General features: G+C 67.6%; 22 protein-coding genes and 2 pseudogenes. 8 read left to right on the top strand and 16 right to left on the bottom strand.

Annotation, left to right across the window (positions count from 1 at the left end):
* Positions 1–76 precede the first annotated feature (76 nt).
* The gene (locus Uis4E_RS03055; RefSeq protein WP_101621799.1) at positions 77–1252 is read right to left on the bottom strand and encodes a PfkB family carbohydrate kinase; all 1176 of its coding nucleotides are present in this window, start codon (positions 1250–1252) and stop codon (positions 77–79) included.
* Positions 1253–1612: 360 nt separating this feature from the next.
* On the opposite strand from Uis4E_RS03055, the gene rpmB reads away from it, so the two are divergent.
* The 4 genes from rpmB to Uis4E_RS03035 all read left to right on the top strand — a co-directional run bounded on the left by rpmB (position 1613) and on the right by Uis4E_RS03035 (position 5714).
* The gene (gene rpmB / locus Uis4E_RS03050) at positions 1613–1807 is read left to right on the top strand and encodes a 50S ribosomal protein L28 (RefSeq protein WP_034529605.1); all 195 of its coding nucleotides are present in this window, start codon (positions 1613–1615) and stop codon (positions 1805–1807) included.
* 103 nt (positions 1808–1910) lie between these two features.
* The gene (locus Uis4E_RS03045; protein ID WP_101621798.1) at positions 1911–4370 is read left to right on the top strand and encodes an ATP-dependent DNA helicase RecG; all 2460 of its coding nucleotides are present in this window, start codon (positions 1911–1913) and stop codon (positions 4368–4370) included.
* A gap of 19 nt (positions 4371–4389) precedes the next feature.
* Positions 4390–4974, top strand: coding sequence for a 16S rRNA (guanine(966)-N(2))-methyltransferase RsmD (gene rsmD, locus Uis4E_RS03040; protein ID WP_101621815.1), 585 nt, complete (start codon positions 4390–4392; stop codon positions 4972–4974).
* Between the two features lie 140 nt (positions 4975–5114).
* Complete coding sequence (locus Uis4E_RS03035; RefSeq protein ID WP_101621814.1) at positions 5115–5714, top strand: nitroreductase family protein; 600 nt, start codon at positions 5115–5117, stop codon at positions 5712–5714.
* A 329-nt stretch (positions 5715–6043) separates the two neighbouring features.
* On the opposite strand, the gene Uis4E_RS03030 is transcribed toward Uis4E_RS03035, so the two are convergent.
* The 7 genes from Uis4E_RS03030 to cysS form a co-directional block, all read right to left on the bottom strand.
* Positions 6044–7111 carry a tRNA (guanine(37)-N(1))-methyltransferase gene (locus tag Uis4E_RS03030; RefSeq protein ID WP_101621797.1) on the bottom strand — a complete coding sequence of 356 codons (1068 nt, stop codon included), beginning with the start codon at positions 7109–7111 and terminating at the stop codon, positions 6044–6046.
* A 112-nt stretch (positions 7112–7223) separates the two neighbouring features.
* Positions 7224–7823: a ribosome maturation factor RimM gene (gene rimM / locus Uis4E_RS03025; RefSeq protein WP_165784823.1), complete on the bottom strand. Its 600-nt coding sequence runs from the start codon at positions 7821–7823 to the stop codon at positions 7224–7226.
* 70 nt (positions 7824–7893) lie between these two features.
* Positions 7894–8127: an RNA-binding protein gene (locus tag Uis4E_RS03020; protein ID WP_034530099.1), complete on the bottom strand. Its 234-nt coding sequence runs from the start codon at positions 8125–8127 to the stop codon at positions 7894–7896.
* A gap of 105 nt (positions 8128–8232) precedes the next feature.
* The gene (rpsP, locus tag Uis4E_RS03015) at positions 8233–8688 is read right to left on the bottom strand and encodes a 30S ribosomal protein S16 (protein ID WP_101621795.1); all 456 of its coding nucleotides are present in this window, start codon (positions 8686–8688) and stop codon (positions 8233–8235) included.
* A gap of 199 nt (positions 8689–8887) precedes the next feature.
* Positions 8888–9970 carry an endonuclease/exonuclease/phosphatase family protein gene (locus tag Uis4E_RS03010; protein ID WP_101621813.1) on the bottom strand — a complete coding sequence of 361 codons (1083 nt, stop codon included), beginning with the start codon at positions 9968–9970 and terminating at the stop codon, positions 8888–8890.
* Positions 9971–10041: 71 nt separating this feature from the next.
* Positions 10042–11682: a signal recognition particle protein gene (gene ffh, locus Uis4E_RS03005; protein WP_101621794.1), complete on the bottom strand. Its 1641-nt coding sequence runs from the start codon at positions 11680–11682 to the stop codon at positions 10042–10044.
* Positions 11683–12022: 340 nt separating this feature from the next.
* On the bottom strand, positions 12023–13672 hold the full coding sequence (cysS, locus tag Uis4E_RS03000; RefSeq protein WP_101621793.1) for a cysteine--tRNA ligase: 1650 nt from the start codon (positions 13670–13672) through the stop codon (positions 12023–12025).
* Positions 13673–13761: 89 nt separating this feature from the next.
* On the opposite strand from cysS, the gene Uis4E_RS02995 reads away from it, so the two are divergent.
* From Uis4E_RS02995 to Uis4E_RS12390, 3 genes and pseudogenes are all read left to right on the top strand, one after another.
* Positions 13762–14526, top strand: coding sequence for a type 1 glutamine amidotransferase (locus tag Uis4E_RS02995; protein ID WP_101621792.1), 765 nt, complete (start codon positions 13762–13764; stop codon positions 14524–14526).
* A gap of 236 nt (positions 14527–14762) precedes the next feature.
* Positions 14763–16673 (top strand): annotated as a pseudogene (locus Uis4E_RS02990) (ABC-F family ATP-binding cassette domain-containing protein); the annotation flags it as partial.
* Positions 16674–16793: 120 nt separating this feature from the next.
* A pseudogene (locus tag Uis4E_RS12390) lies at positions 16794–17030 on the top strand (ABC transporter C-terminal domain-containing protein); the annotation flags it as partial.
* A 146-nt stretch (positions 17031–17176) separates the two neighbouring features.
* Here the strand turns inward: Uis4E_RS12390 and Uis4E_RS02985 are convergent.
* Both Uis4E_RS02985 and Uis4E_RS02980 read right to left on the bottom strand, forming a co-directional pair.
* Positions 17177–17626 (bottom strand): type II toxin-antitoxin system VapC family toxin, encoded by a 450-nt coding sequence (locus Uis4E_RS02985; protein ID WP_243394296.1) that lies wholly within the window; start codon positions 17624–17626, stop codon positions 17177–17179.
* The gene (locus Uis4E_RS02980) at positions 17589–17927 is read right to left on the bottom strand and encodes a FitA-like ribbon-helix-helix domain-containing protein (RefSeq protein WP_101621790.1); all 339 of its coding nucleotides are present in this window, start codon (positions 17925–17927) and stop codon (positions 17589–17591) included. The genes Uis4E_RS02985 and Uis4E_RS02980 overlap by 38 nt, the downstream gene beginning before the upstream one ends.
* A gap of 204 nt (positions 17928–18131) precedes the next feature.
* Here Uis4E_RS02980 and Uis4E_RS02975 point away from each other — a divergent pair, with 204 nt between their 5' ends.
* Positions 18132–18605, top strand: coding sequence for a hypothetical protein (locus Uis4E_RS02975; protein ID WP_101621789.1), 474 nt, complete (start codon positions 18132–18134; stop codon positions 18603–18605).
* 91 nt (positions 18606–18696) lie between these two features.
* On the opposite strand, the gene ilvN is transcribed toward Uis4E_RS02975, so the two are convergent.
* From ilvN to Uis4E_RS02945, 6 genes are all read right to left on the bottom strand, one after another.
* On the bottom strand, positions 18697–19254 hold the full coding sequence (ilvN, locus tag Uis4E_RS02970; RefSeq protein WP_034530113.1) for an acetolactate synthase small subunit: 558 nt from the start codon (positions 19252–19254) through the stop codon (positions 18697–18699).
* Between the two features lies 1 nt (position 19255).
* A complete protein-coding gene (locus tag Uis4E_RS02965) occupies positions 19256–21211 on the bottom strand; it encodes an acetolactate synthase large subunit (protein ID WP_101621788.1) in 1956 nt (651 codons plus the stop codon).
* A gap of 218 nt (positions 21212–21429) precedes the next feature.
* A complete protein-coding gene (gene rnc / locus Uis4E_RS02960) occupies positions 21430–22152 on the bottom strand; it encodes a ribonuclease III (RefSeq protein ID WP_101621811.1) in 723 nt (240 codons plus the stop codon).
* Positions 22153–22305: 153 nt separating this feature from the next.
* Positions 22306–22500, bottom strand: coding sequence for a 50S ribosomal protein L32 (gene rpmF, locus Uis4E_RS02955; protein WP_101621787.1), 195 nt, complete (start codon positions 22498–22500; stop codon positions 22306–22308).
* 136 nt (positions 22501–22636) lie between these two features.
* The gene (locus Uis4E_RS02950; protein ID WP_101621786.1) at positions 22637–23260 is read right to left on the bottom strand and encodes a YceD family protein; all 624 of its coding nucleotides are present in this window, start codon (positions 23258–23260) and stop codon (positions 22637–22639) included.
* A 66-nt stretch (positions 23261–23326) separates the two neighbouring features.
* On the bottom strand, positions 23327–23950 hold the full coding sequence (locus tag Uis4E_RS02945; protein ID WP_165784822.1) for an ATP synthase F0 subunit B: 624 nt from the start codon (positions 23948–23950) through the stop codon (positions 23327–23329).
* Between the last annotated feature and the right edge of the window lie 105 nt (positions 23951–24055).

Below are 24055 nucleotides of genomic sequence, written 5' to 3'. Positions count from 1 at the left end.
GGGGAGTCCCCATGCCGCCCGGTGCGCACGCCGGTGAACGCAGAGTGAATTATCGCGCGTGTCCGTTGCCGTGCCGCTACCGCGCCGCGACGCCGGCCAGCGTCACCGCCTCCCTGTAGCCCGGGCAGACGGGCACGCCGGCCCGATGGCGTTGGATGGCGAGCGAGGCGGCCGCATTGGCGATGTTCACCGCGTCGGCCAGCGACCATCCCTTCGCGAGCATCGCGCACATGACGCCCGTGTGGCAGGAGCCGGCGGAACGCGTGTGCACGCCCTTCGTCGGATAGCCCTCCACGTGCTGCACCTCGCCGCCGGGCTCGCGCACCCATGCGCCGCGCGAGCCGGCGCGCACGACGAGCGGCGCCCGCAGCGTGTTGCCGAGCGCGTCGCACAACGCGTTCATCGCCTGGTCGAATCCGCCGCCGACGGTCAACGCCCCCGCCTCGCCGAGGTCGACGCCGAGACGTTCCGCCAACGTGTTCGCCTCCTGCCGGTTGCACGACCACGTGGGCCGCGCGAGAACGAGATCCTCGAGCAGATGGTCGTTGACGAGCTTCAGCGTGTTCGTCGGGTTGATGACGAGCCGGTAGGGGCGCGCCTTCGGATCGTCGCCGGCCCGGTGCATGAACTCGTCGATGCCGGCCGCCGTATGGTCGAGCAGTGTGTTGCCGCTGACATGCACGACGTCGCCCGCCTCCGGTTCGACCGCGTCGAACGTGTGCGCGTCGCCCTGCGCCTCCACGCCGTAGCGTGCGACGAACGTCTTGCGCCCGTCGCCGTCGTGGAAGACGAGACGGAACCCGGAATCCGCGTCGAGCCGGCTCGGCCCCACGTGCGCGATGCCGTCGTGTTCGTACGCTTCGCGGATCATCGTCGCCCACACGCCGTTGCCGACGACGCCGGCATGCTCGGCGGGCACGCCCATGCTGCTCACCGCGTCCAGCACGCGGTAGCTGCCGCCGACCACCGGGCGGGCGGCGTTGGAGACCGCGAAGCCGCCGGGCGCGGGCAGTTCGTCCACGTCCATCATGATGTCGACCCACACCTGCCCGAGCGAGATCACCGACGGGACGTGCCCGCCGTCCTGCGTCGATGCCGGCGCCGGCGCCGTCGAGGACGCCGAGACGGCCGCGGCGTCCTCGACGTCCGACTCAGCCACGGCCCGGTCGATGCGCCGCTCCTCCCGACGCTGTTCGATGAACTCGCCCAGCCTCGTTCCCTTCGTCTCCCCGTTGATGTGCTTCGACAACATGGCGTCCTCCTTGAGCGCTCGACTGCACGCGTCCGACGCGATGCACTGCCACCATTCTATGGCCGACATCCCGGCGTATGGTGGATTGTAGGCCGTCCGGGGCGTGGCGCAACGGGCATCGGAGGCGGCTCTGCCGCGTATCTGTGGCGTATCCGTGGCGTATCCGTGGCGTTCCCGCCATGCTTCCGGCCCGCGTCGGCCACGGTTCCGCCGTGCGCGGAACCGCATAGGATACCACGCGTGTTGCGTTTGTCAGGCCGGTGGGATATATTCGTGAAGTTGTGTGTTCGGCTAAGCGTGTTCGCATGCCCGGTCGAATCGCGAAAAAGACTTGATAGTCAAGGTTAAAGGGAGTCCATCATGGCAGCTCGTTGTGACGTGTGCGGCAAGGGTCCGCAGGTCGGATACACCGTGTCTCACTCGCATATCCGCAACAAGCGCACCTTCCGTCCGAACCTCCAGTCGGTCCGTACCACCGTCGAGGGCGAGAACGTTCGCCTGCGCGTGTGCGTCAAGTGCATCAAGGCCGGCAAGGTCCAGCGCGCGGTTGCGTGAGTGCGCGGATAGCGTCAACGTATCGAAGCCTCCATCGGTTCGCCGATGGAGGCTTTCGTTTTAACCGTCGCGCGGGTCATCGCGTGTGGGAGAATGGGACGTTATGAGCATCACCTGGGACACTCCGATCGCCGCGCTATTGGCGAACAAACGCCGCGCGTCCACGCTCAAGTCGTTCGGCATCGTCACCATCGGCGACGCGCTCACCTACTATCCGTTCCGCGTCGCCGACCCGGTGTCGGCGCGCGCGCTCGGCGAGGCGCGCGTCGGCGAGGCGATGGCGTTCGCCGGCACGGTACGCTCGGCGCGCACGTTCCACGGTTCGCGCAACATGCGTCTCGTCGTCAACGTCGATGATGACGGGTTCGCCGCCTCCCGCGGCATACTGCCGTCGGGCGCGCAGTTCGTCTTCTTCTCCGGCAAGAAGGGGTATCTCGACTGGATATCGCGCCGTCTCGCCCCCGGCACTATCGTGGTCGCCTCCGGCGCGCCCGGCGAATACATGGGACAGTTGCAGTTCAACCACCCGCAGGTGATCACCGTCGCGCCGGAACCGTCGACGCCGTGGGCGAACGGCTACGACGCGCCGAACGTCGCCGAGGCGATGGCGCGCGTCACCCGGCCGCGCCCCGTCTACCATGCGTCCGCGCGACTGTCCAGCGAACGCATCCACGAGACGATCCTGAGCCTCATGTGGGCGCTCGGCGGTCGCGACATGCCCGCGCCCGGCACCGACGACATCACCCTGCAATCCCACGACGACGAGGAACGCTTCTCCAGCACGCTCGCCGACGCCATCCCCGACGTGCTGCCCGAGACCATCCGTGCGGAACGCGGACTCATGCACCGCGCCGAGGCGTTCCGCGCGATCCACGAGCCGAAGACCGTCGCCGACTTCCACAAGGGCATCGCCACCCTGCGCTACGAGGAGGCGTTCGTCTGCCAGACCGCGCTGCTTGAGGCGCGTCGCAGCGCGCACAAGTCCGCGGCGCACCCATGCCCGCTGCCGGACGCGGATTCCCTGCGCGACCGGTTCGTCGAATCCCTGCCGTTCACGCTCACGAACGGACAACGCGAGGTCATCGACGACATCGCCGCCGACATGACGCGCGACACCCCGATGCAGCGCCTGCTGCAGGGCGAGGTCGGCTCCGGCAAGACCGTGGTCGCGCTCGCCGCCATGCTCCAGGCCGTCGGCGCCGGCTACCAGGCCGTGCTCGTCGCGCCCACGCAGGTGCTCGCCGAACAGCACGTCGCGACCATCACGCGCATGATCGCTGCGATGGACGACGCCGTTGGTGCCGGCGACAGTGGCGATGACGGCACGGACGGCGGCGACGCCGGTCCGTCCGTGCCGGTGACGCTGCTCACCGGCGGCATGAAGCTCGCGGCGCGGCGCAAGGCGCTCGCCCAAGCCGCGAGCGGCACGCCGGGCATCATCGTCGCCACGCACGCCGCCTTCTCGAAGACGTTCCAGGCGCCGAGGCTCGCGCTCGTCGTCATCGACGAGCAGCATCGCTTCGGCGTCGAACAGCGCGAATCGTTGAACGCGAAATCGACGGACGGCACCGCGCCGCACCTGCTCGTCATGACCGCCACGCCGATCCCGCGCACCGCCGCGATGACCTGGTTCGGCGACCTCGACATCTCGTGGCTCACCGAACTGCCCGGCGGGCGCAAGCCGATCCGCACGATCGTCGTCAACGAGGCGGACGGGCGCACGATGGCGCGCATGTTCGCGCACATCCGCGCGCGGATCGACGCGGGAGAACGAGCCTACATCGTGTGCGCGCGGATCGACGCGGATTCCGACGACGACGCGGAGGCATCCCGCGGCGGGCGCGGCTCCTCGCGCGGTGGACGGGGTTCGCGCGGCGATATGACGGTGCTGGACGGCATCGACGACGTGTATGAGACGCTCGACGAGAACGGCGAGACGATCGCGCGGCCGCCGCTGCACTCGGTGGCGGAGATCACGGCGCGGCTCAAGGCATTGCCGCAGTTCGCCGGCGTCCGGTTCGCGACGCTCACCGGACGCGACAAGGACGACGTGAAGGCCGAGGCCATGGCCGGCTTCGCCTCCGGCGAGACGCCGATCCTCGTCTCCACCACCGTGATCGAGGTCGGCGTGGACGTCAAGCAGGCGAGCTGCATCGTGATCTTCGACGCGGATTGCTACGGCCTGTCCCAGCTGCACCAGCTGCGCGGGCGCGTCGGCCGCGGAGGCACCGACAGCTGGGCGTTCCTCGTCTCGCGCGCCGAAGCGGGCACGACGGCCGAGGCGCGGCTTCAGGTCATCCACGATTCGTTGGACGGCGCCGAGATCGCGCAGGCCGACCTGGAGTTCCGCGGCGCCGGCGACGTGCTCGGCGACGCGCAGTCCGGCGCGAAATCGAGCCTCAAACTGCTGCGCGTCATCAAGGACGCGGATCTCATCACCGACGCGCGGGCGCGGGCCGAACGGCTGCTCGCCGACGACCCGACGCTCGACGGGCATACGCAGCTCGCCGGCGCGGTGCTCGACTTCACACGCGGCAACGAGACCTTCCTCACCTCCAACTGACGCGCTAAAGTCGATGACCATGCGAGTGATCTCAGGACGATTCAAGGGCGTGGCGCTGGCCACGCCGAAAACCGGCACCAGGCCGACCACCGACCGCACCAAGGAGGCGATCTTCTCGCGTCTCGACGCGTGGGGCGTGCTCGACGAGGCGCGCGTGCTCGACCTGTTCGCCGGCACCGGGGCGCTCGGCATCGAGGCGCTCTCGCGCGGGGCCCGCGAACTGATCGCCGTGGAGGCGTCGAAGCCGGCGGCTGCGCTCGTCGTCAAGACCATCGCGCAGCTCAAGCGCAACCGCTCATGGTCGTCGGACCTCGCGGCGCGCGTGCTCGTGCGCAAGGCGGAGGCGTATGCGGCCTCCGGCGCGGGCGCTGCCGGCGCGTTCGACGTGATCTTCATCGACCCGCCGTACGCGTTCGAGACGGAGGCGTGCGACCGGCTGCTCGCCGACCTCGCGGCGAACGGGTTCGCGGGGGAGGGGACCGTGATCGTGCTGGAGCGTTCCGCGCGGTCCGAACGTCCGACGCCGCCGGATGGCTGGGAGATCACGGACGATCGCGACTACGGCGAGACGGCCGTGTACTACATTGAACGGATCGCGGACTGAGGCCGGGGTGGGTCATCGGTCTGGGGCGCGCCACGCCGAAGATACCTCGAATCGTGACATGCATGTATAGTCATATCTCGAAACGAGATATTGTGGATGCCGCATGGGCATCCGGAACCACGAACGAAAAGAGGAATTTCATGTCCTTCGTCACCGCCCTTGAAACCCGTCGCTCCCAGTACGCGCTGACCGACGCCTCGCCGATCAGCGACCAGGAGATCGCCGACCTCGTCAAGAAGGTCGTCGTCGACGTGCCGAGCGCCTTCAACTCCCAGCCGCAGCGCGCCGTCGTCCTGTTCGGCGATGCCAGCCAGAAGCTGTGGGACATCGTCAAGGAGACCCTGCGCAAGGTCGTCAACGACGAAGAGGCCTTCAAGTCCACCGAGGCGAAGATCGACTCCTTCGCCGCCGGCCACGGCACCGTGCTCTTCTACGACGATGAGGACGTCACCAAGCAGCTGCAGGAGAACATCCCGGCCTACGCCGCCAACTTCCCGGGCTTCGCCCGCGACGCCGCCGGCATGCTCCAGCTCGCCGTGTGGACCGCCCTCGCCGAGAAGGGCCTGGGCGCCTCCCTGCAGCACTACAACCCGCTGATCGACGAGGCCGTCGCCGCCGAGTTCGGCCTGCCGAAGAGCTGGAAGCTCCAGGCCCAGATGCCGTTTGGCGTCGTCGCCCAGCCCGCCGGCCCGGTCGAGAAGCAGCCGGCCGACGATCGCGTCAAGGTCTTCGGCCTGTAAGATTTCCTCGCCCCCGCCGGCGGGGGCTGTCGGCCGGTGACGATGCCGTTACGGTACGTCACATTTCGTCGCCCCCGCTGGCGGGGGCTGGCGGCGAAGCCGACTGGGGGTGGGCGCCTAAGGTGCAAACCCATGGGACCACCCCCAGTCAGCCTACGGCTGACAGCTCCCGCCAGCGGGGGCGAGTCGTATCTGTGGGCGCCTTCAGTCGGTTGTATCTGTGGGCGCCTTCAGTCGGTTGTATCTGTGGGCGCCTTCAGTCGGTTGTATCTGTGGGCGCCTTCAGTCAGCTTATGGCTGACAGCCCCGCCGGCGGGGGCGAGGCGTATTTACTGTAGTTTGCGGGGGTGAGCGGCGGAGACCTCCCAGCCCAGAGCCATCAGGGTCTTGCGGTCGGCCTTGTCCAGGGCCTTGCAGTCCAGCTGTTCGATGAGATCGGGGCGGATCTCGTCCGTGCGCGCCAACGCCTCGTCACGGCGGTAGCGGTCCACCTTGCCGTGATCGCCGGAGAGCAGCACGTCCGGCACCTTCAAACCGCGCCATTCCGCCGGCTTCGTGTACTGGCGGTGTTCGAGCAGCGCGTTCGCGCCCGTGTAGGATTCCTCGACGATGGAGTCGGCGTTTCCCATGAACCCCGGAATCAGACGCGTGATCGCCTCCACCATCACCGAGGTGGCGACTTCGCCGCCGTTCAACACGTAGTCGCCGATTGAATACTCGCGCACGTCCACGCCGCGCGAACGGTAGTACTCGGGGATGCGCGCGTCATAGCCCTCATAGCGGCCGCAGCCGAACAGCAGATGCTCCGCGTGCGAAAGCTCCGTCGCGTCGCGCTGCGTGAACAGCGGTGCGGACGGATTCGGGAAGATCAGCACCGGCGTGTGTTCCTGCGACGACTGGCAAGCCGGTGTCCCATCGGACACCATAGGTGAGTCCTCAAGGGCGGATGATTCCGCGTTTCCGGCGGTCCTGGTTCTGGACTCACCAGCGGTTCCACACGTGGAAACACGTCGAATATCGGTATCTGCCGGTGTCTGAATATCGGTATCTGTCGGTGTCTCATCGGACACCGTCTTGCCAGTGATGGTATGCGTGGCCGTGGCCGTGGCCACGGCCACGGCCGTCGCCGTCGCGGCATCAGCGGGTGCATCGGCGTCTTCCTGCGGCTCCAGCCCCAGCAGTTCGTCGAGACATTCGGCCCAGACCGCCGGCTTCATCACCATGCCGGCGCCGCCTCCCACCGGGGTGTCGTCCACCGAATGATGCACGTCATGCGTCCAGTCGCGCAGGTTGTGCGCGGTGATGGTCAGCAGGCCCTTCTCCTGGGCCTTGCCCATCAGACTCAATCCCATCACGTCGAAGTATTCGGGGAACACGCTCACGATATCGATCTTCATAAGCAACCACCCTATCGTGCGGTGCGGAACCACACGATAGGGTGGGACGGGTCGGAGACCGGGGAGGAATCCGCTATGGTCGGGACGGTGTATGAGACGGAGAATGCAGAGTCTAGAGTCCCGGAATCAGTCCGCCGGGCGGGTCGAGCGTGAGGTAGCCCTCCTCCACGTCGATGTCCGGCACGAGCTCGTCGACGAACGGCACGAGCGCGGTCTTCTCCATGACCGGCGTGCCGTCCTTCGCCGTGCCGACCTGCACCGGCTCGGCGAGCCTGATCTTGAGCAGCGACTGGGCGGGCGAGTCGAGCACGTCGACCACCTTGCCGACCACGCGGCCTTCCTCCGCGCCGAGGCCGTTGCCTTCGGCCATGCGGGCTTCGAGTCCGATGAGGTCCTTCGGGTACCATTCGTCCGCTTCGAGCATCTCGTCCGGATCGTCGGCCTCGCCGTACAGTTCGGTGCCGTTCAACGCCTCGGAGGCGTCGCGGTCGTCGCAGCCCTCCAGTTTGATGATCCAGCGCTTCTTGAACGTGCGCGAGGACTCCACCACGTATTCGGTTTCGCCGTCTTTCGAATAGAGCACGGAACCGGGTTCGAAGCGCCATTCCGGTTCGTCGGTGAACACCTGGACGGTGACCTCGCCCTTCATGCCCTGGGCGCGCCCGATACGACAGACCCTCAGCAGTTCGAGCTGCTGAGGGTCGTCATGCATATTCTGATCTGCCATGCCAAGCAGTGTACCCCATCGAGTACCTAGTCGTCCGTCGACCTCGCCTGTCGGCTCAGTGGCGCACATCCATGATGTCGACGCGCACCTTGTGGTCGGACAGCGCCTGGATCACGGTGCGGATCGCGTTGGCGGTGCGTCCGGAACGTCCGATGACGCGGCCGATGTCCTCCGGGTTCACGCGCACGCGAAGCAGTTCGCCGCGCGCGTTCTCATGGGATTTGACGGACACGTCGTCCGGGAAATCGACGATGTTCTTGATGAGATGTTCCACTGCCTGTGCGAGCATTTCGATCAGCCTTTCTATGCAGCATTGCCTTCGACCACGGGTCGCTGATTACTCAGCCTACCGCGTCGAAGGCAATGTCGTCGTCAGTACGCCTTGCGGCGTGGCTCACTCGGCGTCGGCCGGAGCAGCTTCCTCAGCCGGGGCCTCTTCGGCGGCGGCAGCGGCCTCAGCCTCGGCCTTGGCCTTCGCCTCGGCTTCGGACTTGGCAGCCTTGAGCTTCTGGGCCTCGGCCTCGACGGCCTCGACGCGGGCGGCGGCATCCGGGCCGGCCTCAACGGTCTTCAGGGTGCCCTCGGCACCGTCGAGACCCTTGAACTTCTGCCAGTCGCCGGTGATGTTCAGCAGCTTGTAGACCTGCTCGGTCGGCTGGGCGCCGACGCCGAGCCAGTACTGGGCGCGCTCGGAGTTGATCTTGATCGTGGAAGGCTGGGTGTTCGGATCGTAGGTGCCGATCTCCTCGATGGCGCGGCCATCGCGCTTGGTACGGGAATCCATGACGACCACGCGGTAGAACGCGTAGAACTTCTTACCCATGCGCTTCAGACGAATCTTGGTTGCCAAAGTGGCTCTCCTTAAAAATATCAGGGTGTGTGTTCGGTTCGCATTGTGGGGCGCAGCTCGCCGAGCCCACGTGTTCCTCGCGGCACGGGGTGTAGAGGGCGCCACGCACCAGCGAATAACCGATTCATTATAGCGCCGTGCCCCGGACGCGCGACACGCCTACGCGTGTGCGCTCGGACGGGTGTCTCCGAGTGCGTGCCTACGCGCGCACCGTGATTCGGGCGGTCAGCGCGAGATGGTCGGTTTCGGGGATCTCGAACGATGCGACGTCCGTGAAATCCGCCCCGCGCGTGGCGAGGATGTGGTCGAGTTCGATGCGCGGCCACTTGAGCCAGCGGGGGAACGTGAGGTTCGGTCCCTGCGCCTGGGTGAGGCTCGCATCACGGAATCCGGCCTTGAGCAGCGCGCGGAAGCTCGGATGCTCGGTGGAGGAGTTGAGGTCGCCGAGCACGACGGCGACGGCATGGTCCTCCTTGCTCGCGGCCTTGGCGAGCCCGCCGAGACCGATGATGCCCGCCGACCATTCGCGGCATCCGCGCATCGGCGACTTCGGGTGCGCGGACGCGAACGTCACGTCGCGTCCGCCCGCCATCGGCAGGGTGATCGACGGCACGTCGGCCGCAGGGATGTCGATGGCGCGGGGGACCGCGGCATCCGGCTCGATGTGGGAGAGAATCACGTTGAACCCGCCGTTGTCGGTCGCCTTCGATTCGCCGGACTGGCGGTAGGGGAGCAGGTCGGCGATGCCGGCCGCGTCGAGACGTGCGAGCAGGTCGTCGGTCGCCTCCTGCAGCGCGAGCACGTCGACGCCGCGCGTGCGTGCCTCGCGCGCGATCGCGTCGGCGTCGGCGCGCCCGTAGCGGCAGTTGAGCGTCATCAGCGTGAGCGATGACGGCGGTTCGGCGGCGACGTCGGCCGATACGGCCGGCGATGTTTCACGGGACGTTCCACGCGCGGTGGAATCTGTTTCACGCGATGTTTCACGGGGTGCGTCATGTGCCGTGACCGTGGTACGGCGTTCCCGCCGGGGATGCGGATCCGTACCCCAATACGCGATGCGGCGGGTCGACGCGGACAGGGCGACGCCCAGCAGGCAGCACATCGGCCCCCACGCGTGGATGATTCCGGCGACCACGGCGCAGGCGACGAGCGGCACCCACAGGAACGGGATCAGGGCGATCATGTACGGGAACGGCATGCGCGCCTCCACGCCGGCGGGCAGCTCGCTGAGCAGCACCCACAGCATGCCGACGATCATCACGCCCCACAGCAACCAGACCAGCATATGCAACCTCCTATATGCAATGAAATGGCTCCCCATGGTGCGCATGGGGAGCCACGACAAGAGACGGATCAGCGCAGCAGGCCGGCCAGGCCGCCGCCGAGGTTCGGCGGGAGTTCGCCGCCGTTCGCGTCCAGCGCCTGCTGGAGGCCGGCGGGCAGGGCCGGATTCTGCGGCTTGGCGAACGCGGAACCGCCCGACTTCTTGCCGGACAGACGGTCGCGCAACGCCTTCTCCTCGGCCTCGCGCTTCATCGGGTTGCCGGAGCGCCCCTTCTTGTTCTTGTTCTTGCCCTTGGCCTTCTTGTTCTTCTTGCCGCCGCCCATCGAACCGCCGAAGCCGGGCACGCCGCCGCCCAGGCCGGCCTTGTTCGACATGCGCTTCATCATCTTCGCGGCCTGCTCGAACCGCTGGAGCAGCGCGTTGACGGCGGAGACCGTGTTGCCGGAACCGTAGGCGATGCGGGCGCGGCGGGAACCGTTGATGATCTTCGGGTTGCGACGCTCCTCGGGCGTCATCGAGCGGATGATCGCCTCCGTGCGGTCGATCTCGCGCTCGTCGAACTGTTCGAGCTCCTTGCGGTGGGCCGCCATGCCCGGGATCATGCCGAGCAGCGACTTCATCGAACCGAGCTTGCGGACCTGCTGCAGCTGCTCGAGGAAGTCGTCGAGACCGAACTCGCCTTCGGCCATCTTCGCCGCGGCCTCGCGCGCCTGCTTCTCGTCGAACTGCTTCTGCGCCTGCTCGATCAGGGTGAGGATGTCGCCCATGTCGAGGATGCGGGAGGCCATGCGGTCCGGGTGGAAGACCTCGAAGTCCTTCAGCCCCTCGCCGTTCGAGGCGAACAGAATCGGCTTGCCGGTCACGGACGCGACCGACAGGGCGGCGCCGCCTCGCGCGTCGCCGTCGAGCTTGGACAGGACCACGCCGGTGAAGTCCACGCCCTCGTCGAACGCCTTCGCGGTGCGCACCGCGTCCTGGCCGATCATCGCGTCGATGACGAACAGGATCTCGTTCGGGTTCACGGCGTCGCGGATGTCGCGCGCCTGCTTCATCAGCTCTTCGTCGACGCCGAGACGGCCGGCGGTATCGATGATGACCGTGTCATACAGCTTCTGCTTGGCGAAGGCGATCGAATCACGCGCCACCTTCACCGGGTCGCCGGTGGTCTGGCCGGGCGCGGACACCGCGTCGCCGCCGTCCGACTGCACGCCCTTCTCCGGGGCGTACACCGGCACGCCGGCGCGTTCGCCCACCACCTGGAGCTGGGTGACCGCGTTCGGACGCTGCAGATCGGCCGCGACCAGCAGCGGGGTGTGGCCCGCGTCCTTGAGCCAGTAGCCGAGCTTGCCGGCGAGCGTCGTCTTGCCGGCGCCCTGCAGGCCGGCAAGCATGATGATCGTCGGCGGGTTCTTCGCGAAGTTCAGCGGACGATCCACGCCCGCGCCGAGGATCGCCGTCAGCTCCTCGTTGACGATCTTCACGACCTGCTGCGCCGGGTTCAGCGCGTCGGACACCTCGGTGCCGAGCGCTCGCTCGCGCACGCGCGCGGTGAACGGGCGCACCACGTCGAGCGCCACGTCGGCGTCGAGCAGCGCGCGGCGGATCTCGCGGATCGTGCCGTCGATGTCCGTTTCGGAAAGCTTGCCCTTGCTCTTCAGATGCTTGAACGCATTCGAGAGCTTGTCAGTCAAAGAACTAAATGCTGCCATAATGGGCAACAGTCTAGCCGTGGCGGGGGAAAACGGCGGGCGGGGAAGACCTCCCTCATTCGCCCCCGCTGGCGGGGGCTGTCGGCGAGAGCCGACTGGGGGTGGCGGCGGCTAGGGAAGACCTCCCTCATTCGCCCCCGCTGGCGGGGGCTGTCGACGATAGTCGACTGGGGGTGGTGTTGGGCGGTCAACCACCCCCAGTCACGCTACGCGTGCCAGCCCCCGCCAGCGGGGGCAACGGAGAATGGTCCCGTCAAGAGGATCGGGCCGTCCGATTCCCGCCAGCGGGGGCAAGGGAGAATGGTCCCGTCAAGAGGATCGGGGCCGTTGCGGTCACTGGTTACTTGAGGCTCCAGGTGGAGCCCTGGGGGCCGTCCTCGATGGCGATGCCGGCGCCGGCCAGGGCGTCGCGGATCGCGTCCGCTTTCGCGAAGTCCTTCGCCTTGCGGGCTTCGGCGCGCGCGGCCAGCTGTTCGCCGATCAGCTTCTCCAGCGCCACATGCTCCGGCGACTCGTCGGCGCCGTCGCCCGCGCCGCCCGCGGCCCCCGCGGACACCCACGGTTCGGCCAGCGGGTCGAGACCCAGGGTGTCGAGCATCGCGCGCACGGCGACGAGCGAGGCGCGCACCTCGGCGCGGGCCTCGTCCGAGTCGGCGTGGTCGGCGAGCTTGGAGAGCAGCGTGTTGCCGGAGCGGATCGCCGTGAAGATCGCGGCGGTCGCGCCGGAGACGTTCACGTCGTCGTTCATCGCGGCCGTGAAGTCGGCCGGCAGGTCGTCGGCGGAGACGGCCTCGATCTCGTCACGCGCGGGCTGGCCACCCAGCGCGACGCCGGCGCGTTCGATGAAGTTCGCGATGCGGTCGTATGCGGCCTGCGCCTCGACGAGCGCCTGATCGGACCATTCCAGCATCGAACGGTACTGGACGGAGCCCAGCGCGTAGCGCACCACCCACGCGGAATGTTCGGCGAGCACGCTCGGCACGGACAGGCCGGTGCCGAGGGACTTCGACATCTTCTCGCCCTTCGCGGTGACCCACGCGGAGTGCATCCAACGGGCGGCCGAATCGTAGCCGGCGGCGCGCGTCTGCGCCATCTCGTTCTCGTGGTGGGGGAAGCGCAGGTCGAGACCGCCGCCGTGGATGTCGAATCCGTCCTTGAGGTAGCGGTGGCTCATCGCCGAGCATTCGATGTGCCAGCCCGGGCGCCCCACGCCGAACGGCGTGTTCCAGCGGGCGTCCTCGGGATCGGTGTCCTTCGGGGCCTTCCACAGGGCGAAGTCGCGCGGGTCGTGCTTGTCGGGGGAGGCGTCGGCCGGGTCGACCGGATTGTACTTGTCGTCGCCGGCGGCGTCGACGGACGGTCCCATGCGGTCGGCCACGGCCGCCGCCTCGTCCACCTCGGCGGTCTGCTTCTGATGCGTCAGCTCGCCGTAGTGCGGCCACGACGCCACGTCGAAGTACACGTTGCCGGTCGGCTTGCCGTCCGCGTCGGTCACCACGTAGCCGTGGCCGTTCGCGATGATGCGTTCGATCAGGTCGATCATGTCGGACATGTGGCCGGTCGCGCGCGGCTCGACCGTCGGCGGCAGCACGCCGAGCGTCTCGTAGGCGTGCGTGAACTCGCGCTCGTAGTAGTAGGCGCGCGCCCACCACTGCTGGCCCGCGGCGGCGGCCTTGTCGAGGATCTTGTCATCGATGTCCGTCACGTTCCTCACGAACGTGACCTTGTATCCGAGCTTCAGGAACCACCGACGCACGATGTCGAACGCGACGGCGGCGCGGATGTGCCCGATGTGGGGCGACGACTGCACCGTCGCGCCGCACACGTAGATGCCCACCTCGCCGGGCTTGATCGGCGTGAACACGCTCGTCGTATGCGAGGCGGTGTCGTAGAGCTTGAGGCCCGCGGCGGCCTTGGCAACCTTCACCGGAGTGAACGCGCTCGGCATCACGGAAGTGCTGAAATCATGCGGTTCTTGGCTGTTTCCCATAAGTCAACAGAGTATGTGCGGACGGCGACGGGCGCAACCGGACATCCGGCGCGCCCGTCGTTTACGTGGGTCGTGCCACAATAGGAGACATGACGCCACAAGTGCTTGTTCTGCAACATGTCCCATGGGAGAAGCCCGGCCGCATCGCCACCGCCTTCGACGAGATCGGCCTCGGCTATCAGATCCTCAACGTGGTGGACAAGAAGAAACCCGACCTTCCCTCGTTCGACGAGGTCGCCGGTCTGGTCATCATGGGAGGTCCGATGGGGGCCACCGACTACGACAAGTACCCCGGTCTGAAGGCGGAGGCGAAGCTGGCGCGCGCCGCCATCGCCGTGAACAAGCCGGTGCTCGGCGTGTGCCTCGGCCACCAGATCATCGCCACCGCGCTCGGCGCGAAACTGCACCGCGGCGAGAAGCCGGAGATCGGGTTCGCGCCGATCAAGCGCGTCGACAAGCACGACTACTTCTCCATGTGGGACAAGCAGATCAACGTGCTGCACTGGCACAACGACGTGGTCGGGCTTCCCGAGGGCGCGCAGCTGCTCGCCCGCTCGCCCCTCACCAAGGTGCAGGCGTTCCGCGCCGGATCGGCGTTGGGCCTCCAGTTCCATCTCGAAGTGAGTTCCGCGCTGATGGAGGAGTGGCTCGACGAGCCGAGCATGGTCAAGGATCTGAAGGCCGCAGGCGGCTCCAAGTCGAAGCTGCGCGAGGACTTCGCCCAATACAACCCGCTGCTGCATCCGCTCGCCGACCAGGTGTTCACCGGCTTCGCCGCCCGCTGCAACAGCTACGCGCGCCGCCTCGTCCGCGAAGCGCAGAAGGGCGCCCCCAAGGACCCGGTCATCTGCTAATCCCCGCTCCCATCCCTTTTCTCACCCACCCCACTCCACCTACATCCCGCCCCCTCTCCCATGGTGCGGTAAAACCCCCATGGTGCGGTAGACGGGAATGGCGTCATTCCGCCGTTGTGGAGAAAGTGTGTTGCCGCACCATGGGAGAAGGGCGCACCATGGGGTGCGGGGGAGGACGACGCGGGGTGCGAGGAAGTGGGGGGGGATGCCCGGTGGTGGCGCTAAGTTAGTGGCTTATGCCGACTTACGATATTGGACTGGAACACGTTTCGCTCGCCTTCGCCACCAAGACCATCTTCACCGACGTGACGCAGGGCGTGTTCGAAGGGGACCGCATCGGCATCGTCGGCCGCAACGGCGACGGCAAATCCACGCTGCTCCACCTGTTCCGCGGCACGCAGGAGCCCGATTCCGGCCGCGTGACGAAGCGCGGCGGACTCACCTTCGGCATGCTCGACCAGCGCGATCCGCTCGACGACGACGCCACGATCCGCGAGGCCGCGTTGGAAGGCCGCGCCGACTACGAATGGGCGTCCGACAACACCTCCCGCGAGATCGTCGAGGCGCTGCTCGGCGGCATGAGCCTCGACGCGAAGGTCGGCTCCCTGTCCGGCGGCCAGCGCCGCCGCGCCGACCTCGCCCGCCTGCTCCTGAAGGACTGGGACATCCTCGCGCTCGACGAGCCCACCAACCACCTCGACGTCGTCACCATCCACTGGCTCGCCGAACACCTCAAGAACCGCTGGTCGAAGGGCGCTGGCGCGCTGCTGCTCGTCACCCACGACCGCTGGTTCCTCGACGAGGTGTGCGAATCGATGTGGGAGGTGCACGACGGGGTCATCGAACCGTTCGAAGGCGGCTACTCCGCATACATGCTCCAGCGCGTCGAACGCGACCGCCAGGCCGACGTGCGCGAGACGAAACGCCGCAACCTCGCGCGCAAGGAGCTCGCCTGGCTGTCGCGCGGCGCCCGCGCCCGCTCCACCAAGCAGAAGTTCCACGTCAAGGCCGCGCGCGAGCTCATCGCCGACGTGCCGCCGATGCGCAACACGCTCGAACTCAGGCAGATGGCGACCTCGCGCCTCGGCAAGCAGGTCGTCGACCTCGTCGACGTGACGCAGATCTTCGAGAAGACCGCCATCGACGTCGATCCGGACGCGGCTGCGCTCGCCGACTCCGCCTCCCGCGTGGACGTGGTGGAGCCGATGTACGCGGAACCGCAGCCGCACGGCTCCGTCGAGGTGGCCGTGACCGACATGACCGACTCGCGTCTCGTCGACGCCGGCGTGCCCGAGGCGGTCGCCGCCGCCGAGGAGGCGCGCGCGAAGGCCGAGGCGGAAGGCGGCGCCGCGACGTCGGGCGACGACCGCGCCGTGCGCCGCAGGAACACCGGCGGCGAGTCCATCGGCGTGGACGCCGCCGCGGCTGCGGACGCGGCCGACGCTTCCGGCGACGGCACGTCCGCCGCACGCAAGGTGACCGTCTCCGGCCGTGAGATCCTCGACGACGTGACCTGGCTCATCGGACCGGGCGACCGATTCGGCATCGTCGGCGCGAACGGTGCCGGCAAGTCCACGCTGCTGAAGCTCATCGACGGCACGCTCACGCCGACCGTGGGCCGCGTGAACATCGGCAAGACCGTGCGTTTCGCCGTGCTCTCGCAGCGTCTCGACGAGCTGGAGAAGCTCGGCAAGTACAAGATCAAGGAAGTGCTGTCCCGCTACAAGCCGAGCTACATCGTCGACGGCAAGGAGGTCACGCCCGGCCAGCTCATGGAACGTCTCGGCTTCGAATCGGCGCAGCTGATGACCCCGATCCGCGACCTGTCCGGCGGCCAGAAGCGCCGCATGCAGCTGCTGCTCATCCTGCTCGACGAGCCGAACGTGCTCATCATGGACGAGCCCGGCAACGATCTCGACACCGACATGCTCGCCGTGATGGAGGACCTGCTCGACACGTGGCCGGGCACGCTCATCGTCGTCTCCCACGACCGCTACCTGCTCGAACGCGTCACCGACCAGCAGTTCGCGCTGATCGGCGGCAAGGTGCGCCACCTGCCCGGCGGCGTGCAGGACTATCTCGACATGGTCGAGTCGATCAAGAACGGCAAGGGCCTGCCCGAAGACACCCCCGGATTCGCCGGCACCGGCGGCAGGGGTGGTCGGAAGAACGCCTCCTCCTCTGCTCCCTCTTCCTCCCCCTCGCAGGGGGCGGTGTCGCAACGCGACGGAGGGGGTAGTGCCGCCAAGGAAACTGAAGGCGAGACCACCCCGAAGCTCACCGGCAAGGCGTTCCATGAGGCGTCGAAGCGCGTGAAGACCATCGAACGCAAGCTCGACAAGCTTGAAACACGCAAGACGGAGCTCGAGCAGGAGATGGCCGCGCATGATCCGAGCGACTACGAGGGTCTCAACAAGCTCAACGAGCAGCTCAAGGCCGTCGCCGACGAATCCGACGAGCTCACCATGGAATGGATGGAACTCTCCGAACAGCTCGAACAGTAGTCCGTGGTTCCCTCCCGGATGGTCGCATAGGCCAGTCAGACGATGTCCGACCGCGCCGACGCGACCGTCTCTCTGCCGCCGCTCGACCTGTGAGCGGACGGCGGCGGTGTGGTGCGCATCCGGTGCTTGCGCGCTACCGGCAGCCGTCAGCCCGTGTGCTCCCACGGATTGACGAGTGTGACCCCGGTGCCCTCGAAATCCTTGATGTTGCGCGTCGCTACGGTCGCGCCGTGCGCCCGTGCGATCGCCGCGATCATCGCATCCTGCATGCCTATCGGATGCCCCGATGCCCGTCGTGTGGCGACGATGGCGGCGTAATGTGATGCGGCTGCGGTATCGAAGGATAGCGTCCTATGCCGGAAATTGTCGATGATCGCCGACGTGGTCTGTTTGAGTGTTTCCTTTCTGTGTGATTCCGGTAGCAGGGCGACGCCATACAGCAGCTCGGCGATGGTGATACTTGTGGTGTGAAGGGTCTGAAGACGCTGCGATATGACCCAATCGCGGACGTTGGCGTCCATGGGGCTTCTGCTGGTGACCTCGCTGATGACGTTGGTATCAAGGACGGTGATCATCGTCGTCCCCGCAATCGTCATCGTCGTCTCCAAGACCGAGGTCTACGGGACGTGGACCGAAATCGTAGGTATTGCGCGGCGGGCACAGCTCCTCGTCCGGCCCGAGGCCATCGCCATCGAGCAGGCGCTGCATTTCCGCCACGAGATCGGCGGAGGTGGTGATGCGGTGCGCCAGATATTCGGTGGTGCAGTCCTCCAAGAGCGAACGCACCTCCGCCTCCATGGAGCGGTTGTTGTCCTTCGCCATCCTCTTCAGCGTGTTCAGACAGTCCGCGGGCACCTTGCGGACGGTGATGGTGCCGGTCGTCTCACTCGTGCTCATCGTTGCCTCCTCGCCGTTTCGTTGTGGCAGCGCTCTCGTGCTGTCATTATGCAGTCATATATGCAAGCACGATGCTAGCAGATGAAGGCAAGGGAAAGGGATTCGGCGCCTGAAACGCCGGGACGATACGATGGTGGCAATCGGCACGATGAGGGGCCGCGGCGTCATGAGACGGGCCGGGAGCGGCTCGGGAATCGAGGAGACATGAGGATCGGAACGACCGGGCACCAGCGCATCCCCGACGAGGCGAAAGCGTATGTGGAGCGCGGGCTTGACGAGCTGCTGCGCCGCTATGACGGCGAGGACGTCGTCGGCCTGAGCTCGATGGCATGGGGCGCGGACCAGCTGTTCGCGGACGCGATGCTGCGCGCCGGGCATCAGGTCGTGGCGATCATCCCCTGCCGTGGATACAAGGCCACGTTCGACGAGGCGGGCCTCGCCGAATACGACAGATTGATGACGCAGGTGCGCACCGCCGTGACCCTCGACTTCCCCGAACCGGGCGAGGACGCGTTCCTCGCCGCCGGCAAGCGCGTGGTCGACGAATCCGACCTGCTGGTCGCCTTCTGGGACGGGATGCCCGCCGCCGGCAAGGGCGGCACCGGCGACATCGTGGCCTACGCGAAGGCGAGGCGCAAGCCCGTCATCGTGATCTGGCCCGAAGGGGTGCGCCACTAGAGAGCCGAATCGCCGAGCCGGAAGTATCGTACGCGGAGCATCGTATCCGCGTACGATACCGGAAACCAAGGCGGCGGCAACGGCGTGACACTCAGCGGCCGGTGATCTCGGAGCCGAGGACCTTCTCGCTCAGCGCCTTCGGGCCGCGGGTCACGGCGACCGCGCCGGAGCGCACCAGCTCGATCACGCCGTAATGCTCCAGCAGGCCGAGCAGCGCGTCGATCTTGCCTTCCGCGCCGGTCGCCTCGATGGTGAGCGAGGCGGGGTTCACGTCGACCACGCGCACTCGGAACAGACGCACGATCTCGAGCACGTCGGAGCGGTTGGACTCGTCGGCCGCCACCTTGATGAGCACGAGTTCGCGCTCCACCGTGGTGTTCGGGTCGAGTTCGACGATCTTCAGCACGTGCAGCAGCTTGTTGAGCTGCTTGATGATCTGTTCGAGCGGCACGGCCTCCACGTCGGCCGTGACGGTCACGCGCGAGATGTCCGGACGCTCGGTAGGGGAGACGGACAGCGAGTTGATGTTGAACGCGCGACGGGCGAAGAGCCCCGCGATGCGCGCCAGCACGCCCGGGCGGTTCTCGACCAGCACGGACAGCGTATGGCGTTCGGAGCCGGGCTTGGAAGCGGGATAATTCGCGGGCATGTCAGTTCTCCTTTCCATCCGACGCGGCGGCGGCCTCACGGGCCTCCTCGGCGGCGTTCACGTACGCGTCGCCCTCGGTGTCGTCCAGCAGGGGCTTGACGCCCGGCTTGTACGTCACCTCGTCGTTCGACTTGCCGGCGGCGACCATCGGCCACACCATCGCGTCCTTCCACACGCGGAAGTCGATGAGCACCGGACGGTCGTTGATCTCGTTCGCCTTGGCGATCGCCTCGCGGGCCTCCTCCTCGGTGAACACGCGGAACGCGACGCAGCCGTAGGCCTCGGCCAGCTTCACGAAGTCCGGCACCTCGAGCGGCAGCTCGCCGGCGGCCGCCTGCGCGTCGCCCTCGGCGCCGTGCGCCTCGCCGTCGAGCAGGTTCGTCTGCGAGTAGTGGTGATCGTAGAACAGGGTCTGCCACTGGCGGACCATGCCGTACACGGAGTTGTTGAGCAGCGCGATCTTCACCGGCGTGCGCGCGAAGAACGCGGCCGCCAGCTCCTCGCTGGTCATCTGGAACGAGCCGTCGCCGTCGATGAGCCACACCGGCTTCTTTCCGTCGAACTCGCGGGCCGAGCCCACGGACGCGCCGATCGCGGCCGGCAGGCCGTAGCCCATCGTTCCCAGGCCTCCGGAGGAGATCCACGACTTCGGGTTCTTGAAGTCGATGAACTGGGACGCCCACATCTGGTGCTGGCCCACGCCGGTCACCCAGATCGTGGACGGGTCGGCCATGTCGGAGAGGGTCTTCACGACCCACTGCGGGGCGAGCGAACCGTCGGTCGGCTCGTCCCACGTCATCGGGTACTGCTTGCGCCAGTAGGCGATGCGGTCCCACCACGGCTTGTGGTTCGGCTTCGGCGTGATCGCCTGCGCGCGTTCGATCTCCGGGATGAGATCGTCGAGCACGGTCGCCACGTCGCCGACGATCGGCACGTCCGGCGTGCGGTTCTTGCCGATCTCCGCCGGATCGATGTCGATGTGGATGACGCGCGCGCCGGGCGCGAACGCGTCGAGCTTGCCGGTCACGCGGTCGTCGAAGCGCGCGCCGATCGCGACGAGCAGGTCGCAGCGCTGCACGGCGCCGGTGGCCGCCACCGTGCCGTGCATGCCGAGCATGCCGAGGTTGTGCGGGTCGGAGTCGGGCACGATGCCGCGCGCCGGCAGCGTGGTGACGATTGGGGAGTCGGTGCGTTCGGCGAGGCGCTTCACCTGCGCGCCCGCGTCGGAGCGCATCGCGCCGCCGCCCACGTACAGCACCGGGCGGTACGACTGGTTGAACAGCTTCGCCGCGTCGGACAGCACGCGGCCGTGCGCCTTCGTCGTCGGGTTGTAGCCGGGCAGGATCATGCGCTGCGGCCACGAGTAGTACATGTCGCCGGTCTGGGCGGTCTTCGTGAGGTCCACGACGACCGGGCCGGGGCGGCCGGTGGCGGCCACGTGGAACGCCTCGGCGAGCACGCGCGGGATGTCCTGCGCGCGCGTGACGAGGTACGAGTGCTTGGAGACCGGGTAGGTCATGCCGACGATGTCGGCCTCCTGGAAGGCGTCGGTGCCGATCGCCTGCACGCCCACCTGTCCGGTGATGACGACCATCGGCACGGAGTCCATGTTCGCGTCGGCGATGGCGGTGACCACGTTCGTGGCGCCCGGGCCGGACGTGACGATGCACACGCCCACCTTGCCGGTGGCGATCGCGTAGCCCTCCGCCGCGTGGCCGGCGGCCTGCTCGTGGCGCATCAGGATGAAGCGGAACTTCAGGTCGTCGTTGATCTGATGGTAGACGGGCAGGATGGCCCCGCCCGGGATGCCGAACACGTCGGTGACGCCGAGATCCTCCAGCGAACGGACCAGCGCCTGCGCGCCGGTCATCTTCTCACCGTCGACGATGGTCTGCTTGTCGCTCACGGGCGTTTTGGGCACGCCGCTGAAAGCCTGCAAAGGCGTGGGTAAAGCCATAATCCCTCTCACACTTCACTTACTGGTCCATGGCCGCCCTTCTCCGGGCGTGTGGCCCGAACCGCAGGCGGCCCCGTTGCATGGAAAGCCGGGTCGTGCCCGGCTTTCGCGCGTGCTACCAGTCTATTCGTTCCGTGGATGTTTGCGAGATATGGCCCAATGGGCGGAACACGGGCGTCGCGCGGCGCGAGTCCGCGTTCCGTGCGGAACGTCCGGAATCAGTCGGACAGCTTGTGCCAGGCGATCTCCGCGGCGGCCAGCTGCGCCTTGCGCTTGCTGGAGCCGCGCGCGGTGCCGAGCACCGTCTCGTCGTCGCCGAGCGTGACGCGCGCGGTGAACACCTGCGCGTACTCCGGTCCGGAGACGGACATGTGGTAGACGGGCTCCGGCCGGCCGAGCTCGTGCGCCTTCACCGTCAGCGAGGTCTTCCAGTCGAGCGCCGGGCCTTCGGTCGCGACCTCGGCGAGCGTGTCGTCGACGAGACGGTGCACGACCTCGCGCGCGCCGTCGATGCCGTGCTCGACGAACGTCGCGCCGATCAGCGATTCGACGATGTCGCACAGGATCGAGCTCTTCGACGCGCCGCCCTGCGCCGCCTCGCCGCGGCCGAGCAGGATGTACGGCTCGACGTGCAGCTTGGTGCGGGCGATGGCGCTCAGCGCCTCCTCGCTCACTGCCTTGGCCCTCATCTTCGCCAGCTGGCCTTCGGTCATGTCCGGGTGGACACGGAAGAGGGTCTCGGTGGCGACGAGTTCGAGCACGGCGTCGCCGAGGAATTCGAGACGCTCGTAATGCTTGACGCCGGGGTGCTCGTGCGCGAAGGAACGGTGGGTGAGCGCCTGCACGAGCAGGTCGGGGCTGATCGTCGTGCCGAGGCGCTCCAGCAGTTCGTTTGCCGCGTCGGACGGGCCGGCCGTGCGGGTGGATGTGGTTTCGGTCATCATATGCTCCTTGATGTCCTTGGGGGATTTCGCCGTCCTCCGGGCCGTTCGTCGGCGGCCTTATGGAAACGGTGCGCAGCTATGCGAAAGCCCCGCCACCCGTCGATGGCAGGGCTTTCTTCATGCCGTTGTGTCGTGGCTATGCCGCGTGGATCACTTGGCGTGACCGGCGCGGATGGCCTCACGGTAGATGCGGCCGCGGAAGGAACCGCAGCTCGGGCAGGCCATGTGCGGCAGGGCCGGCTCGCCGCAGTTCGGGCAAGTCACGGTCGCCGTAGCGGTCGCCTTCCAGTTCGCGCGACGCGAGTGCGTGTTGGCGCGCGAGGTCTTGTACTTAGGCAGTGCCATTTCAGTATCCTCTGTTTCGTTCGAACATTGAGCTTAAGCGTTCAGTACTGTAACGCACCGCCTGTACAAAGACGGTGCGCACGTCGCCGCGTGTCGTGCGCGCGCGGGCCGCGGCGCGCGGATCGGCGGCGTCGCGTCACTCGCCCTTGCCGTCGCCCTGCCCGTCGGCCTCCAGCTGCGCCTTCAGCGCGGCGAGTCCGGCGAAGCGGATGTCGGTGGTCTCGTGGTGGTGGTCCGGATGCTCGTTCAGGTCGACGCCGCACTGCGAGCACAGGCCCTTGCAGTCCTCGCGGCACAGCGGCTGCAGCGGCAGCTTCTCGACGAGCGTGTCGCGCAGCAGCGCCTCGAGATCGGCGAACGCGCCGCCCTGGAGCAGCGGGTACGTGTCCTCCGACTCCTCCTCGCCAGCGATGATGTCCACCTCGCCCTTGCCGTCGTCGCGGCCGCGGTTCGCGTCGCGCTCGGACTCGTAGGGGAAGAACGCGGTCACGTCCACGCCCCAGTCGCGCCTGATCGGCTTGAGGCAGCGCGTGCACTCGGCGTGCACGGGCGCGGTGACGCGCGCGGTGAGGATGAGGCCGTCGACGATCGAGTCGAACGAGCCGGTGACGCGCACCGGCGCTCCCTCCTCGACGCCGATCACCTCGTCGCCGATGCCGCTCGGCGCGGGGAAGTCGGCGTCGACGGTCTTCGACTGGCCGGCGCGCGACGCGACCTGTGCGACGGGCACGGCCCATGGGGAATCTTCGGGACGGGGCATGATCCAAGCCTTTCTTTCGGTATGTCTGTGTCTGTTGTCGTTCGATTTGTCCGGGGCGACCGCCGGTCAGCGCGACTCGGGATAGTCGCTGATGTCGAGGTGCGGCATCTGCTCGCCCGCCGACTTGCGGCGCTCGTAGAGCACGTTGAGGCCGGCGTCCACGTCGCCGCTCATCTTCGCGAGCTGGGAGCGCAGCGACTCCATCACCTTCGTCGAATACTCGTCGGCGCCGCGCGTGAGCCTGTCGGCCTTCGTCTGCGCCGTGTTGAGGATCGTGCGCGCCTTCTGCCGCGCGATCTCGGTCACGTTCTCCTGCCCGGCGAGGAACTGCGCCTGCTCGTTCGCCTCCTTGACGATGTCGGCGGCGCGGCTCTGCGCGGAGGCGACGATCGCGTTCGCCTGCGTCTGCGCGCCTTCCAGCCGGCGTTCCGCCTCGCGCATGAGCGCGGAGGCGCGTTCCAGCTGCACCGGGAGCATCTTCTTGAGGTCGCTCAGCTCGCCGGCGAACTCGGCGCGGTCGATCTTCACCTGGTCGGGGAAGAAGATGCTGCCCTTCGCCTCCTCCAGCACGGCCTCCAATCGGTCGATGATGTCGTAGACGGTGGTGAACTCGTCGCGGCTCGGATCGACGTCGTCCTCGTCGTCGTCGCCTTCGCGCAGGTCGGGCAGCGGGAACGGCGACTTGAGCACGCGCTCGTCGTCGCCGACGTCGCTCCCGTCGTCGCCGACGTCGCTCCCGTCGCCGTCCGCGCCGTCGTCCGCCGGGACGGTCGCCGCGGCGACGGTGGGGGAGGG

The organism is Bifidobacterium parmae, assembly GCF_002860365.1.
Taxonomy (GTDB): Bacteria; Actinomycetota; Actinomycetes; order Actinomycetales; family Bifidobacteriaceae; genus Bifidobacterium; species Bifidobacterium parmae.
This window is presented reverse-complemented; position numbering and strand designations above follow the sequence as displayed.

What these genes read in the sequence shown, in the direction of transcription:
- Uis4E_RS02980 (WP_101621790.1), bottom strand. Translation starts at nt 17,927, where the DNA reads ATGAGCACGAGTGAGACGACCGGCACCATCACCGTCCGCAAGGTGCCC.
- cysS (WP_101621793.1), bottom strand. Translation starts at nt 13,672, where the DNA reads ATGGGAAACAGCCAAGAACCGCATGATTTCAGCACTTCCGTGATGCCG.
- Uis4E_RS02950 (WP_101621786.1), bottom strand. Translation starts at nt 23,260, where the DNA reads ATGCCCCGTCCCGAAGATTCCCCATGGGCCGTGCCCGTCGCACAGGTC.
- rimM (WP_165784823.1), bottom strand. Translation starts at nt 7,823, where the DNA reads ATGCATGACGACCCTCAGCAGCTCGAACTGCTGAGGGTCTGTCGTATC.
- ilvN (WP_034530113.1), bottom strand. Translation starts at nt 19,254, where the DNA reads ATGCCCGCGAATTATCCCGCTTCCAAGCCCGGCTCCGAACGCCATACG.
- Uis4E_RS02965 (WP_101621788.1), bottom strand. Translation starts at nt 21,211, where the DNA reads ATGGCTTTACCCACGCCTTTGCAGGCTTTCAGCGGCGTGCCCAAAACG.
- rsmD (WP_101621815.1), top strand. Translation starts at nt 4,390, where the DNA reads ATGCGAGTGATCTCAGGACGATTCAAGGGCGTGGCGCTGGCCACGCCG.
- Uis4E_RS02985 (WP_243394296.1), bottom strand. Translation starts at nt 17,626, where the DNA reads ATGACGATTGCGGGGACGACGATGATCACCGTCCTTGATACCAACGTC.
- rpmB (WP_034529605.1), top strand. Translation starts at nt 1,613, where the DNA reads ATGGCAGCTCGTTGTGACGTGTGCGGCAAGGGTCCGCAGGTCGGATAC.
- ffh (WP_101621794.1), bottom strand. Translation starts at nt 11,682, where the DNA reads ATGGCAGCATTTAGTTCTTTGACTGACAAGCTCTCGAATGCGTTCAAG.
- Uis4E_RS03030 (WP_101621797.1), bottom strand. Translation starts at nt 7,111, where the DNA reads ATGAAGATCGATATCGTGAGCGTGTTCCCCGAATACTTCGACGTGATG.
- Uis4E_RS03035 (WP_101621814.1), top strand. Translation starts at nt 5,115, where the DNA reads ATGTCCTTCGTCACCGCCCTTGAAACCCGTCGCTCCCAGTACGCGCTG.
- Uis4E_RS03045 (WP_101621798.1), top strand. Translation starts at nt 1,911, where the DNA reads ATGAGCATCACCTGGGACACTCCGATCGCCGCGCTATTGGCGAACAAA.
- Uis4E_RS02975 (WP_101621789.1), top strand. Translation starts at nt 18,132, where the DNA reads ATGAGGATCGGAACGACCGGGCACCAGCGCATCCCCGACGAGGCGAAA.
- Uis4E_RS02995 (WP_101621792.1), top strand. Translation starts at nt 13,762, where the DNA reads ATGACGCCACAAGTGCTTGTTCTGCAACATGTCCCATGGGAGAAGCCC.
- rpmF (WP_101621787.1), bottom strand. Translation starts at nt 22,500, where the DNA reads ATGGCACTGCCTAAGTACAAGACCTCGCGCGCCAACACGCACTCGCGT.
- Uis4E_RS03055 (WP_101621799.1), bottom strand. Translation starts at nt 1,252, where the DNA reads ATGTTGTCGAAGCACATCAACGGGGAGACGAAGGGAACGAGGCTGGGC.
- Uis4E_RS03020 (WP_034530099.1), bottom strand. Translation starts at nt 8,127, where the DNA reads ATGCTCGCACAGGCAGTGGAACATCTCATCAAGAACATCGTCGATTTC.
- rnc (WP_101621811.1), bottom strand. Translation starts at nt 22,152, where the DNA reads ATGACCGAAACCACATCCACCCGCACGGCCGGCCCGTCCGACGCGGCA.